This is a genomic window from Priestia aryabhattai (genome assembly GCF_023715685.1).
GTDB classification, from domain to species: domain Bacteria; phylum Bacillota; class Bacilli; order Bacillales; family Bacillaceae_H; genus Priestia; species Priestia aryabhattai_B.
Map to the genome: position 1 here is coordinate 723,554 of NZ_JAMBOQ010000002.1, position 14,321 is coordinate 737,874.

At 39.0% G+C, this 14,321-nt stretch carries 11 protein-coding genes; all 11 read left to right on the top strand.

Annotation, left to right across the window (positions count from 1 at the left end; translation table 11 throughout):
• Positions 1-13: 13 nt before the first annotated feature.
• Positions 14-925, top strand: a complete 912-nt coding sequence (locus M3225_RS10610; protein WP_251393232.1) for an ABC transporter ATP-binding protein — start codon at positions 14-16, stop codon at positions 923-925.
• Positions 918-1,898, top strand: coding sequence for an ABC transporter permease (locus M3225_RS10615; protein ID WP_251393233.1), 981 nt, complete (start codon positions 918-920; stop codon positions 1,896-1,898). The genes M3225_RS10610 and M3225_RS10615 overlap by 8 nt, the downstream gene beginning before the upstream one ends.
• Positions 1,899-2,290: 392 nt before the next feature.
• Positions 2,291-2,737 (top strand): DUF6376 family protein, encoded by a 447-nt coding sequence (locus tag M3225_RS10620; protein WP_251393234.1) that lies wholly within the window; start codon positions 2,291-2,293, stop codon positions 2,735-2,737.
• Positions 2,738-3,221: 484 nt separating this feature from the next.
• On the top strand, positions 3,222-6,860 hold the full coding sequence (locus tag M3225_RS10625; protein ID WP_251393235.1) for a multifunctional 2',3'-cyclic-nucleotide 2'-phosphodiesterase/3'-nucleotidase/5'-nucleotidase: 3,639 nt from the start codon (positions 3,222-3,224) through the stop codon (positions 6,858-6,860).
• 288 nt (positions 6,861-7,148) lie between these two features.
• Positions 7,149-7,745 carry a TerD family protein gene (locus tag M3225_RS10630; RefSeq protein ID WP_251393236.1) on the top strand — a complete coding sequence of 199 codons (597 nt, stop codon included), beginning with the start codon at positions 7,149-7,151 and terminating at the stop codon, positions 7,743-7,745.
• A 23-nt stretch (positions 7,746-7,768) separates the two neighbouring features.
• Positions 7,769-8,347: a TerD family protein gene (locus M3225_RS10635; RefSeq protein WP_251393237.1), complete on the top strand. Its 579-nt coding sequence runs from the start codon at positions 7,769-7,771 to the stop codon at positions 8,345-8,347.
• Between the two features lie 35 nt (positions 8,348-8,382).
• A complete protein-coding gene (locus M3225_RS10640) occupies positions 8,383-8,961 on the top strand; it encodes a TerD family protein (protein WP_251393238.1) in 579 nt (192 codons plus the stop codon).
• 94 nt (positions 8,962-9,055) lie between these two features.
• Positions 9,056-10,672 carry a YceG family protein gene (locus M3225_RS10645; RefSeq protein WP_251393239.1) on the top strand — a complete coding sequence of 539 codons (1,617 nt, stop codon included), beginning with the start codon at positions 9,056-9,058 and terminating at the stop codon, positions 10,670-10,672.
• A gap of 18 nt (positions 10,673-10,690) precedes the next feature.
• A complete protein-coding gene (locus M3225_RS10650) occupies positions 10,691-11,782 on the top strand; it encodes a toxic anion resistance protein (RefSeq protein WP_251393240.1) in 1,092 nt (363 codons plus the stop codon).
• 724 nt (positions 11,783-12,506) lie between these two features.
• Positions 12,507-13,277, top strand: coding sequence for a DeoR/GlpR family DNA-binding transcription regulator (locus M3225_RS10655; RefSeq protein WP_251393241.1), 771 nt, complete (start codon positions 12,507-12,509; stop codon positions 13,275-13,277).
• Positions 13,274-14,308 (top strand): oxidoreductase, encoded by a 1,035-nt coding sequence (locus M3225_RS10660; RefSeq protein ID WP_251393242.1) that lies wholly within the window; start codon positions 13,274-13,276, stop codon positions 14,306-14,308. Before M3225_RS10655 ends, M3225_RS10660 begins: the two co-directional genes overlap by 4 nt.
• Positions 14,309-14,321: the final 13 nt, after the last annotated feature.

Here is a 14,321-nt window from a genome sequence, read left to right on the forward strand (position 1 = left end):
GGGAGGGAATGATATGAGTGAAGTAACACTTTCAGTAACAGGACTCAGAAAAGCAATAGGAAAACGTGAAATCATCAAAAATATTGATTTTGAACTAAAAAGAGGCGAAGTATTCGGTTTTTTAGGACCAAATGGAGCCGGCAAAACGACAACCATTCGAATGCTTGTCGGCTTGATTCGTCCGACGTCTGGTTCGATTTCTATTTGTGGATACAGTGTATCCAAGCAGTTTACAAAAGCGATGGAGCATATCGGCTGTATTGTTGAAAATCCTGAGCTGTATCCATACTTAAGCGGCTGGGAAAATCTCCAGCATTTTTCACGCATGATTCCTTCTATGACGGAAGACCGTATTCACGAAGTTGTGGAATTAGTTGGCTTACAAGAGCGTATCCACGACTTAGTTCGCACGTATTCGTTAGGCATGAGGCAGCGTTTAGGAATTGCGCAAGCGCTTCTCGGAAAGCCAAAAGTGCTCATTTTAGATGAGCCAACGAACGGACTCGACCCATCTGGGATTCGAGACATGCGTAAATTCATTCGCTTTTTAGCTGAAAGTGAAGGCCTAAGCGTCTTAGTATCGAGTCATTTGCTGAGTGAGATTCAGCTGATGTGTGACCGAGTAGCGATTATTGCAAAAGGGGAAGTTATTCACACAGAATCGGTGAAGACCCTGTTAACCCAGCAAGAGCGCTTACTGTGGAAGCTAGATCCGCAGCCTGCAGGAATAGACGTCTTAAAACAAGTGACGGACTTTGTGCAAGTGCAGGGAGAATACGTCACGACGTTTTATGAAGAAGCTGAAGTCGGAGAGTGGAACAAACAGCTCATTCAAGCAGGAGTAACGGTAAAAGAAATGAATCGAAAGCTTCCAACTCTTGAAGATTTATTTATCGAAATGACAGGAGGGGAATCGATTGATTAGTTTGGTTCAAAATGAAATGATCAAGCTCGTTCGAAAAAAACGGCTGTTAATCGTTACCCTTATTATGGGCGTTTTAATTTCAATGTTCACCTATGCTCAGCTTCGCGAAACGCAGCGCCTTCAAGAAAAGCTAGGAACGACCGATTGGCGCAATACGCTACAGCAAGAAATTATCGATACGCAAAACCGGTTGAGTGGAAGCCAAATTTCAGATGATTGGCGCAAGCAGCTTGAAATTCGCGTGGCGCAGCAGCAGTATTACTTAGATAATGATATCAACCATTCAGAACCGGGAGCACCGACTTTTGTGCGAGGGTTCATTGAAAACGCCATTCAGCTTTTGCTGCCGCTGATGATTATGATTATTGCAGCGGATTTAGTGTCTTCAGAGTACAGCTTGGGATCCATCAAGGTCCTGTTAACGAGGCCTGTGAAACGGTGGAAAATCCTGCTTAGCAAATATATCACGCTCGTCATGTCCGTCTCATTTTTAATTTTAATGTTTGGCGTTTTGTCGTATCTCATTTCTGGCATTGTATTTGGATTTAAAGGCTGGACAGCTCCCATTCTTACGGGATTTAGCGTGCAGGGAAATGACTTGAATACAGCGGACGTCCATTTAATTTCGCAGTGGAAATATATTTTAATGGAGTTTGGCCTTGCTTGGTTTGTGTCACTTGTTGTTGGAACGCTTGCTTTTATGCTGTCTGTTTTAATTAAAAGTACAGCTGCTGGTATGGGTGTGATGCTTGCTTGTTTGATTGCAGGTACGATTTTAAGCAGCATGGTTTCTTCGTGGCACTCGGCTAAGTACTTGTTTATGGTCAATTTAAATTTAACTTCTTACCTGCAAGGCACAGTTCCTCCAACTGAAGGAATGACGTTAGGGTTTTCCCTGCTTGTTTTAACCATTTGGGGACTTGCCGGGCTGCTCGTGTCGTTTCTTGTGTTCACAAAAAAAGATGTGTACTAATTCCGTATAAGTTGACGATGCTTAGGAACGTACGTTATGATTGTTTTAACAAAAAATGCTGTTTTGCTCAAAGGGGAGTAGCTCTTGCAGTAAAGTCGTCATTTCGAGATTGTTATCTCCGGCTTTATTGACAATGCAAATTGTTAGCGAGACCTTTGCCAATGTTACCATTGGTAAAGGTCTGGATAAAAACACCTTTACCAGATGTGATAAAGGTGTTTTTTGTTATTTCAAAATGAGAGAGGAGCTTAAAAATGTCAAAACTATCGAGACTGTTAAAAAGCCCCGCTGTAAAAAAAGGAATAAAAAAAGCTGTACCAATTATTATGAAAGAGTTAAAGAAACGAAAATCGAAAAGAAGATAGCAGAAAATGAGAAAGGTTGAGTGCTAAGTGAAAAAGTGGATGCTAGTGATATCAACTGTTGTTCTTTTTATGGTCGGCGGCTGTTCTTTTCTTGAAGATACAAGCAGTACCCTGACCTATGCAAACGATGCAAAAGATTACGTTAGTGAAGCACAAAAGTTTGCTGAAGAAATACCGCCCCTAGCGGAAAAAGCTATCAATGACGACGAAGCAATGAAAAAGCTGGAGCAAAAGCTGCAGGAAATGAAAGGGAAAGCTGAAGAATTTAATAAAACAAAAGCTCCTGACATCGCTTCTGATGTGCATGATCAGCTTGTTCAACAAAACGAAAAGATCATTAGTGGAATTGAAACGTATGAAGCAAATATAAAGAATGGCAGCTTAAATCCAGAAGCGCTAAAAAACAGTGAATTATTTCAATCAATTCAAGATGTATCAAGTATTATGAACCAAATTAAAGAATTGACTCAGTAAGAAAACAAGCGTGCCTTTTAGAGAAGGTGCGCTCGTTTTTTGTTATAAATGTAAAATTATATGAATATATCTATTTATTAGAAAACAAAAGCCTGCCTTTACTTTTTTTCTTCTACGAAATTTTGTTAGAAGCTGTGACAAACTTAATGCCTGGTTTTAATATCCTATGTATAGTACCTATATATACACCGCTTGAAATAAATTTTTTTTAGATCAAAAGAGGTCGTGGGAATCTTCATAAATTAGGGTAATAAGACTTATTTAAAAAGGAGGGTTCATCCAATTAATAAAAACTATAGTCCTTTATTTTAAAGGGAGAAACTGAAAAAAATTTTTTGGTTTACAAAAAGTTAATAAAACGCATACAAATGGTGTACTAAAAAATCAAAAAATTTACATCCTTCGCAAATCTTTTCTGCTATACTATTTTTGAACAGTTGCTAGATTCATAGCGATGATAATTTACTTGAAAGGTGAATGGTAGATGAAAAAGAACAAAAGTAGCAAAACGAAAAAAATCCTATCCACATCACTGGCACTTTCTCTATTATCTATGCCTCTTTTAACTACACAGGCAGGAGCGGAAGAACGTCACTCTGGACAAAGCTCGCAGCAAAGCGAGCACCAAGGCCACAATAAAAAAGATGCGCTTGTGAACATACGCCTGATGGAAACAACCGATGTTCATACGAATCTATTAAACTATGATTATTTCAAAGACGCCTCTTATGAAAAAGTGGGTTTAGCTAAAACCGCTACCTTAATCAAAAATGCTCGAAAAGAAGTGAAAAACAGCTTATTAGTAGATAACGGAGACCTCATTCAAGGAACGCCTCTAGGCACGTATAAAGCCAAGATTGATCCACTGAAAAAAGGCGAAGTTCATCCTGTATTCAAAGCGATGAATCAGCTGGATTATGATATTGCAACGCTTGGAAATCATGAGTTCAACTATGGATTAGACTTCTTAAAAGAAGCTTACAACGATGCGAACTTCCCTTACATAAATGCCAATGTCTACGTTGACGATCATGACAACAATTCAAAAAACGACAAAAACAAATTTACGCCTTATAAAATTATGAATAAAAAAGTCGTCGATGAAAATGGTAAGAAACGAACGATTAAAGTTGGTTTCATTGGCTTTGTGCCTCCTCAAATCAATGACTGGGATAAAGCAAACCTTGATGGAAAAGTCATTACAAAAGGTATTGTTGAAACAGCCAATAAATACATTCCAGAAATGAAGAAAAAAGGTGCGGACGTAGTTGTCGCGATGGCTCACTCTGGATTTAGCGGCAACAAACAAAATACAGAAGATGTGATTTACTCATTAAGTGAAGTAAAAGGCATTGATGCTATTACGTTTTCACATACGCATAAAGTTTTTCCTGCTAAAACGGAAGCTGCGCTAGACGGTTTGTTCCTTGGAGCAGATAAAAAACCTCTTCCTGGCGTTGATAATGCAAAAGGAACGATAAACGGCGTTCCGGCTGTCCAAGCAGGTTATGGCGGAGGGTCACTTGGTTTAATTGACTTAACGTTAAAAGAAGAAAAAGGAAAATGGAAAGTAGTAAGCTCTCAATCGTCCACGCGTGAAACGTATAAAGACGTAAAAGACGCGTCAGGAAAAACGGTTACGCAAAGTACGGTAGAACCGGATAAAGGCGTTGTTAAAGCGGTTCAAAAAGATCATGATGCAACGGTAAAATATGTGAATACACCAATTGGTAAAACGACGGATGATATCCACAGCTATTTTTCTCTTGTGCAAGATGATCCATCCATTCAAGTTGTGACAAACGCACAAAAAGACTACGTGGAAAAATATGTTTCTCAAAACAAGCCGGAATACAAAGACCTTCCAATTTTATCAGTCGGAGCACCTTTTAAAGCAGGAAGAAACGGCGTAGATGAATATACGGAAATTAAAAAAGGTGACTTAACGATTCGAAGCGCAGGTGACCTGTATCTATATGACAACACATTAAAAGCGGTCAAAGTAAAAGGTTCTGTTGTAAAAGACTGGATTGATATGTCTGCCGGTAAATTTAATCAAATTACACCGAATAAAACAGAAGAGCAGGAATTATTAAATCCAAGCTTCCCTGTTTACAATTTTGACGTAATAGATGGTGTTCAATACCAAATTGATGTAACAAAACCAGCAAAATACGACGTGAATGGAAACGTGATTCACGGAGGTTCAAGCCGCGTCATCAACTTAACGTATAATGGTAAACCGGTTGATCCCAACCAAGAATTTATTGTTGTGACAAATAATTACCGAGCTGGCGGAGGCGGAAACTTTCCTGGTCTCAAAGGAAGCGAGCTTGTAGTGGATTCAGCGGATGAAAACCGTCAAATTCTAATGGACTACATCACAGAGCAAAAAGAAATCACGCCGACAGCTGATGATAACTGGTCAATTGCACCGATTAACGGAACAGCTAACGTGATGTTCACAAGCTCACCGCGCGGAGAAAGCTATTTAGCTGAAGGAAGCAACATTACGTATACAAATAAAACGGACGACAAAGGATTTGGCATTTACAAAATTAATTTAAACGGGGAATCAAAAGATAATACAAAAATTCAGCTGTTAGGCATGAACGACCTGCACGGTCAGCTGGATACAGATACAAAAATTACATCAAATGGCCAAACGCTGTTAGCTGGAAATATGAAATATACAGCAGCGGCTATTCGTAAACAAGAAGCTGAAAATCCGAATACGCTTTTAGTTCATGCAGGAGATATGATTGGCGGAAGCCCATTAGTTTCAGCGCTGTTTCAAGATGAACCAACGGTTGAAGTTATGGAATCACTTGGATTTGATGTAGGTACGCTTGGAAATCATGAGTTTGATGAAGGCATTGCTGAGCTTCACCGTATGATTGAAGGCGGAGACCATCCAAAAGGAACAAAAGGATACGACGGCATGAATTTCCCGGTCGTAGCGGCAAACGCGTATGATACCTCAACTGGAAAGTTAATTACGGAGCCTTACGCGATAAAAGAAGTAGGCGGCAAGAAAATTGGCTTCATCGGAGTTGTGACACAAGAAACGCCAAGCATGATTGTTCGTAAAGGAAATGAAAACTTAAAAATTACAGACGAAACAGAAGCGATTGATAAATACACGGCCGAGTTGAAAAAGCAAGGTATCAAAGCAATTGTGGTACTAGCTCATAATCCTTCGAATCAAAATGGAACGCCTACTGAATTTGATGCAGCGGACATAGCTAAAAAAGTTGATGATGAAGTTGACGTTATCTTTTCAGCTCACAATCACGTATTAAATAACAAAGTAGTAGATAATAAACTAATTGTTCAAGCTTATTCATACGGTTCAGCGTTTTCTGACGTAGACGTTGAAATTGATAATACGGGTGACATCGTGAAAAAAGATGCAAAAATCGTGACCGTTTACCAAAAAGACTATACGCCAGACCCTGAAGTTTCAAAGATTATGCAAAAGTATGAAGACTTAGCAGCGCCTATTAAAGCAGAAGTTGTTGGGAAGTCATCTACCGCTCTAGCAAAAGGCTATCCGTCTAGCGGAGCAATAGGCGATATCGCGCTTGGAAACTTAATTGCTGACGGTATGAAAGCGGAAATGAACGCCGACTTTGCTTTAATGAATGGCGGAGGCGTTCGTTCACAGCTTGATGCCGGGGAAGTGACATACGGTGATTTGTTTGCGATTCAGCCGTTTGGCAACGTCTTAAATAAAGTAAAGCTAAGCGGAGCGGATTTAGAAACGGTGTTAAACAATCAAATCACATCATCGGGGCTAGATTTCCATATTGCAGGCTTTAACTATAAGTGGGATGGAAGCACCAATAAAGTAGTCGATATCACGCTTCCAGACGGAAGTAAAATTGACAAAGAAAAAGAATACACGGTAGTAGTCAATAACTATATGTACGGAAATGAAAAATACGGTATTGGCGCACTTTCTTCAGATATGGAAGTGGGACCAGAAGATTTACAAGCAACGGTAGACTATATTAAAACACTTAACAGTCCGTTTGAATACAAAGCAGAAGGACGTATTCAAAACGTGGCAGCTGCTAAAACAGCTGAACAGCAAGAACCTACTTTAAAAATAGCTCAATAAGCCAAAAAAGACTGTCTCATAACTCGGGTTTCGAGTTTAGAGACAGTCTTTTTTTAGTAGGTAAACTTAACTTTTAAACTTTAAATCAACTAATTTACGTCATAATAGACAGCTTAATTTTTGAAGCAACCACCAAATTGTGGTATTCTTTCCATGGAAAGAATATTTACGTGAACGTTAAAAATAGTATAAGGGATTTCACTATTTTTTCATTTATCTGGGCTATTATATAGAGCTATATAGAACCTGAAAAAGAATGTGTTAGTTACAGCAAAGGAGTAAATAAAAGTGGCTATTAATCTACAAAAAGGTCAAAAAATTGATTTAACAAAAGGAAGAGAAGGCCTATCTTCTATTACTGTTGGGTTAGGATGGGATCCTGTAAAAAAACGCAGCTTTTTTGGTTTCGGAGGAAACGGAGCGAATATTGACTGTGATGCATCTGTCCTTATGCTGGATTCAAACGATAAACTTGCGAGTAACACAGCCGTTGTGTATTTCGGAAATCGTCAGAGCAGCTGCGGGAGTGTGAGGCATTCAGGCGATAATCTTACTGGAGCAGGTGAAGGGGACGATGAACAAATTTTTGTTGATTTAAAAAAGGTTCCTGGAAATGTACATAAACTTGTGTTTGTGGTTAACATCTATCAGTGTGTTGAGCGAAACCAAGATTTTGGTATGATTAAAAACGCGTTTATTCGCGTTGTAGACAGTACTAAAAACGAAGAGCTTGTCTACTTTAATTTATCTGAAGACCATTCAGGAGCAACAGCTTTATTTGCAGGTGAAATTTACCGGTATGGAAAAGAATGGAAGTTTTCAGCAACTGGCGATGGCACAAGAGATACCGGATTAGGTGAAATTGCAAATAAATATACAAAATAAACAACTCGAAAAGAGGGAATATAATGGCTATTAATCTTTCAAAAGGACAAAAAGTAGATTTAACAAAAACAAATCCAGGATTAACAAACGTAGTGGTAGGTCTTGGATGGGATGTTAACAAGTATGACGGTGGAAACGATTTTGATTTAGATTCATCTATCTTTTTATTAAACGGAGCAGGAAAATGTTCTTCAGAATCTGATTTTATTTTTTACAATAATACGACCGGTGCAAACGGAGCAGTTGAACATACCGGAGATAACCGTACAGGCGTAGGTGAAGGAGACGATGAGCAGGTTCAAGTAGATTTGAAAAATGTGCCTCAATCTATTGAACGTATTGCGTTTACCATTACGATTCATGAAGCGGAAGCACGCGGTCAAAACTTTGGCCAAGTAAGCAACGCCTACGTTCGTATTTTAAATGCAACAAATGACGAAGAGTTAATTCGTTATGATTTAGGTGAAGATTTCTCTATCGAAACGGCGGTCGTGGTAGGAGAGCTGTACCGACACGGTGGAGAATGGAAGTTCAATGCTATTGGCAGCGGCTATCAAGGCGGTTTAGCGGCACTTGTGAACGACTTTGGTTTAAATGCCTAATCATTAAAGTAAGAAAACGTACGGAGGATGTTTTTATGTCAATTTCTTTATCAAAAGGTCAGCGTATTGACCTAACCAAAACCAATCCAGGATTAAAGAAAGTAATAGTAGGTCTTGGGTGGGATACAAATAAATATGCCGGCTCTCAAGATTTCGATCTAGATGCAGGTGCATTTTTAGCTAATAAATCAAGCCAAGTTGTAAATGACGAGGAGTTTGTTTTTTACAACAATTTAAAAAGTCCAAATGGAGCTGTGGAGCATACCGGTGACAATCGTACAGGTGCGGGAGATGGAGACGACGAGCAAATAGCCGTTGATTTTTCTCTTCTTCCTGACCACGTTGAAAAAATCGAAATTAGCGTCACGATTCACGACGCAGATGCTCGCGGACAAAACTTCGGACAAGTATCCAATGCGTTTGTTCGTCTGATTGACGCTGAAACAAATGAAGAAGTGCTTCGTTATGATTTAGGCGAAGATTTTTCGATTGAAACAGCTATCGTTGTATGTGAGCTATATAAACACGGAAACGATTGGAAATTTAACGCCATTGGCAGCGGATTTTCAGGTGGATTGGCGGACCTTTGCCGCAACTACGGATTATCCGTATAAAAAAGGTGATGGATAAATGGAATGGAAAGGGTGCTTTAACGAGTACCCTTTCTTTTTAGCATGTATATGTCTGAGAAGAAAGGAGCTGTAAGGTGTGAATAAATTAATCAATCCTTATATGATTAATCTCAATGAGCAGGGTGGAACTGCACTTTTTTCTAAAGATATTTCTCTGCGAGGTGACTTTATACAGAATGAGGAACAAATTTCCTATAAACAAGTGGCGGGCAGATATTTAGGCACTCATCTTGATACCGACGATTACGCAGCTTTTCTTTATGAACTTGCACATTCATCATCATCCATCATTGTCCTGCACGATAAGCTTGATAAGTCCATTTCTAATGATAGATTAAAAGAAGTTCAAACGATCCTTAAAATTAATCAAGAAGAACGCGGCCTTTCTGTAAATCGACTGTTTGCTTTTTTAGAAGGAAAAAAGCTGATAGTGAAATCAGAAAATCCCGCTATACATAGACGAGTACGTGAAAAATTTATTGAAACGTTAACGTGTTTTAAAGAACAGCACGCAGAGGGCTTTATGGATGGGCATTTTCAACGAGTATTAATCGATTTAATAAAGTGGCAGTGGAATCATGTAAAACCTTGGCTGCTGGATAAAGCATTTCCAGAACACGCGCCTCGCATCATGTGGTACGGAGATGCGAATAAAAGCGAGCAGTATTTTCTCTATTATTTGATTTTACTAGGTTTTGACGTCCTGACCTTTCATCCAGAAGGAAAAGATAATTTAAAAGAAGTGGATGAAAATCAAAATCTAACAACTGTTCATGCGTTTCCTTCTATTAGCTCGCTTTTGCCTTTTCCAACAGATAAACCGGTTCGAAAAGGAACGGTAGCATTTAGAGCTTCTCAAGAAATTGAGCAAGTGCTTCATTCAGAGCAGTCCATGCTGTATAAACCGTGGCAATTTCGTTCTTATTTTCCCACTTCAGTTACTCTTAAAACGACGTATGATGAGATTTTTTTATTAATGAGAGAACGGGCGTTTATTCGTCCTAACTTTGAAGTGTCAAAGCCATATGTACACGTGCCTGTTTTGTTTTCAAAAGTACTTGGCATTTCTAAAAACCGAAAAGAGTACTGGAGTAAAGTGCACGAGCTCATGCATACAGAAAATGAGTTAGCCTTGACTATTGGTTCTGTTCCTTTTGCCAAAAAAATAGAAGGGAATAACCACTTTCATTATCAAGGAGCTCTCAGAAGTGATGGTACGCTCAGTCCTGATAAAATGATTGCAAGCAACTGGTGGCGCTATAAAGAGCTGCCTATCGGGCTTCAGCAAGGACTAGCTGCAGCCATTTCTAGGTATTGTACACATTCAAAACTCCTTCGGTTGGATCATGAAGATGCGTATCAGCATCAAATGTACTTGTTTAATCAGTCTTTGAAGCTTCCAAACAATGTGCTTCGCATGCTTCAAAAATTTGATTATACGCAGCACGTCCCCCGGTTGATTATTTATCATGGAAATGAACATGAAGCGTTTACGCGTGAAGATGCAGCTTTACTGCTTCTATTAAATGAATTTGGCGTTGATATTGTCCTTTTTAATCCGACCGGTCAAATAGATATAGAAGCGTTCGTCGAAGAAAAATATTTCGATATGCACTGGCTAGAAGATATTAGCTTTAATGAAGAATTCAAAGAGCCGTCGCTCATTCAAAAATGGTTAAAACGAATCTTTTAAAGAAAGAAGGGTTTTTAAATGGCAACAAATGAATTACAGCCTTTAGATTTAAACGAAGCCGAAGAAGTTTTAGAAACAAAACCTAATGAAGTAAAAGCAAAACTGCGAGAAGAGCCGGAAGTACGTCGCTTAGCAGAACAAATTGATTATAAAAATCAGCTAGCTCTACTTGAGTATGGGAAAGAAACAGCAAATGAAATTTCCTCGTTTTCCGGAAAAGTGCTTAGTACAATTAAATCGTCTAGCATGGAAGAATCAAGTCAATTATTAAAGCAGCTTGGAAAGATTATGGATAAATTTGACGCGAAGGATTTTGTCGAAGATAAAGGGTTTTTCTCTAAGCTTTTTAAACGTGGTCAAAAAATAGTGGATAAGCTGTTTCAAAAATATGAGACGATGGGCTCTGAAATTGATAAAGTATATGTTGAAATTACAAAATATGAAACCGAAATGAAGCACTCAACCATAACGCTTGAACAGCTTTACGAGCAAAACTATCAGCATTATATGGAGCTTGAAAAATACATTGTAGCGGGCGAAGTGAAAGTAGAAGAGTTAAAACAAGAGCTAAAGGTACTTGAAGAAAGAGCGTCGAGTGGAAATCAGCTAGCGGCAATGGAGCTTCAGACCTTAAAAAATGCGGTCGAGTTGATGGAGCAGCGATTATATGATTTAGAAATGGCAAAACAAGTATCTTATCAATCCGCTCCTCAAATCCGTATGTTGCAGCGAGGAAATACAAAGCTGATCGGCAAAATTAATTCGGCGTTTATTACAACGATTCCTATTTTTAAAAATGGGCTTATTAATGCAATTGCAGCGAAACGTCAAAATTTAGTAGCCGAGTCAATGAACGAACTAGATAAACGAACGAATGAGCTACTGGTTCGAAATGCAGAAAATATTTCACAGCAAAGCGTTAAAATTGCCAAAATGTCAGGTGCACCTAGCGTAAAAGTAGAAACGATGGAACAAACATGGAATATTATTATGAAAGGAATGCAAGAAACAAAAACGATCGAAGAAGAAAACAAACGTCTGCGTGAAGAAGGACTTGTTCGCTTAGAGCAATTTCAAGAAAACTTCAAGGCGCTTGAACATAAGATGTAACGATAAAGAGGCTGGGACAAAAGTATTTTAGTTGAAGGAAAATCCGAACGAGTTTGATTCTTGATTGAGAATCCAACTCGTTCGGATTTTTTCATTGGTATGGTGAACGTAGGTTTCATGTATGTAGTGGCTTCTAGCTGTTGATGGGAGGGCAAGGCGAAGACTCCTGCGGGAAAAAGCGGAATAGGTGAGACCCCGCAGGAGTGTAAGCGACGAGGAGGCTCATCGGCCGCCCGCGGAAAGCGAAGTCTTGCACGGAAATCAACAGAGGTGTAACAAGCAATCCATACTAGATCATGTATCCCATTTGTTCGTCTTTAGATTGGATTGATTTAGTTATGTCTCAATCTCTTTTTTTGGTTGTACGTTTGTTAGGCTGAAACACCGTTAAAGACAGGGCTATGGCTAAAACAACAATACATACGAAGAAAGGAAATTAGAAACTTCGGCATTCGTTGACTACAAGTCTGAATCCTTTAGAAGCGATTAGTGAAAAGCATGAAAGGGTATCAGATATAGAAGAAGTATTATCCAAAATACGCTGGTTCTTACCAACAAGCGTTTGTACACTTTTTATGCTTTTTTTCCTAATTTATTTAAATGATTTTCTACAATTTAAGTTAAAAACGTAAAAAAAATAATTAATTTAAGTTTTTTTACTGGTTTTTAATGTTTCTTTGCGCTACAATGAACTCATATCAAAGTAAAAAAGGAGGGTATTTCAATGTATCAAGAGCAGCGAATGAGTACGATTGTTGAATACCTTCATACACACCGTACGATTACATTAGAAGAAATTTGCGATATGTTCACCGTTTCAAAAGATACGGCGAGACGTGATTTAGTGAAGCTTGAAGAACACGGTGAGGTTATGAGAGTCAAAGGCGGGGCGACACTATCGTCCAGTCATATCGTTGATTATAGTGAACGAACCCCTACAAAAGCCAAAGAACAAATTGCTAAAGAAGCAGCTTCGTTTATTTCCGAAGGGTATGACGTGCTTTTAGATACGTCTTCGACAATCGCACTGATGGCGAAGTATATGGATGTAAAGCATGTAACCGTTATTACGAATTCCATTGATAATGTTGATTTGCTGGATCAATATACGCCGTGTGACACGTTTTTGCTGCCGGGCAAGTTTAACGGTAAAAATCGTAACGTCACCGGGCCAAGAACGATTTCTACTTTACAAGAATATAAAGTAGATCAGCTGTTTTTAGGTACGTGCGGCATTGGTGCAGATGGTATTACATCTCCAAGTGAAGAAGAAGCGTTTTTAAAAAGACAGATGATTCAATGTGCAAGACAAGTTATTATGCTTGCGGATCATACGAAGTTTGAACGTGAATTTTTACACCGAGTATGTGATATTAGCGACATTGATGTCATGATTACGAATAAAGAACCAGAAGCGGATGTAAAAGAAAAAATAGAACAAAATCAAGTGAGGCTTATCGTAACAGATTTTGATAAAGGAGAGGAAACACGATGAAGAAAATAAAAGTAGGATTAGTAGGATACGGTTTTTCAGCAACGGTCTTTCACACGCCGCTTTTAAGCGTGTTAGACGAATTTCATATTTCAAAGGTAATGAGTTCAAATCCTGAAAAAGTGAAGAGTGACTTAGAGGATGTTGAAGTAGTAAGCACTCTATCTGAACTTCTAGAAGATGACAGCGTTGACTTAGTTATTATTACAACGCCTAGCGGCATGCACTATGAAATGGTGAAAGACGCACTGCGCGCAGGCAAGCATGTGATTGTTGAAAAGCCGATGGTGGTATCGGAAAAAGAAGCAAATGAATTAATTCAATTAGCAAAAGAACAAGATGTTCAACTAAGCGTCTATCATAACCGCAGATGGGATAATGATTATTTGACGGTGAAGCAGCTGATTGAAGAAGGAAAATTAGGCGACGTTAAAATGTATGAAGCCCATTTTGACCGCTATCGTCCAGCTGTTCGAGACCGCTGGAGAGAAAATGAAGGACCTGGGTCAGGAGCGCTTTATGATTTAGGATCTCATTTAATTGACCAAGCCTTACATCTTTTTGGAATGCCTGACTTTGTTCAAGCCGATGTGTTTGGTCAGCGAGACCATGCACGTACGGATGATTACTTCCATGTGGTACTTGGATACGGTTCTCTTCGCGTCATTTTACATTCAAGCGCCATTGTGCCAAGCAACGGACCTCGCTTTCAAGTTCACGGAACAAAAGCAAGCTACATCAAATACGGCATTGACGGCCAAGAAGATATGCTAAGAGCCGGCAAGAAGCCTTTAGATGATACGTGGGGAGCCGACAGCCCTGAATACTACGGAAAGCTGACAACAGGCGAAGGAGAAACCGAAGAAATTAAAACTCTGCACGGTTCTTATGTGACTTATTATAAAAAAATAGCCGACAGCCTGCTTAGAGGAGAAGAACTTCCGGTTTCGGCAGAAGAAGCCCGTGACGTGGTTAAAGTTATCGAAGCAGCGTTTGAAAGCAGTAAAGAAAAACGAGCGGTCTATTTTAACTAAGGAGCGACAAACA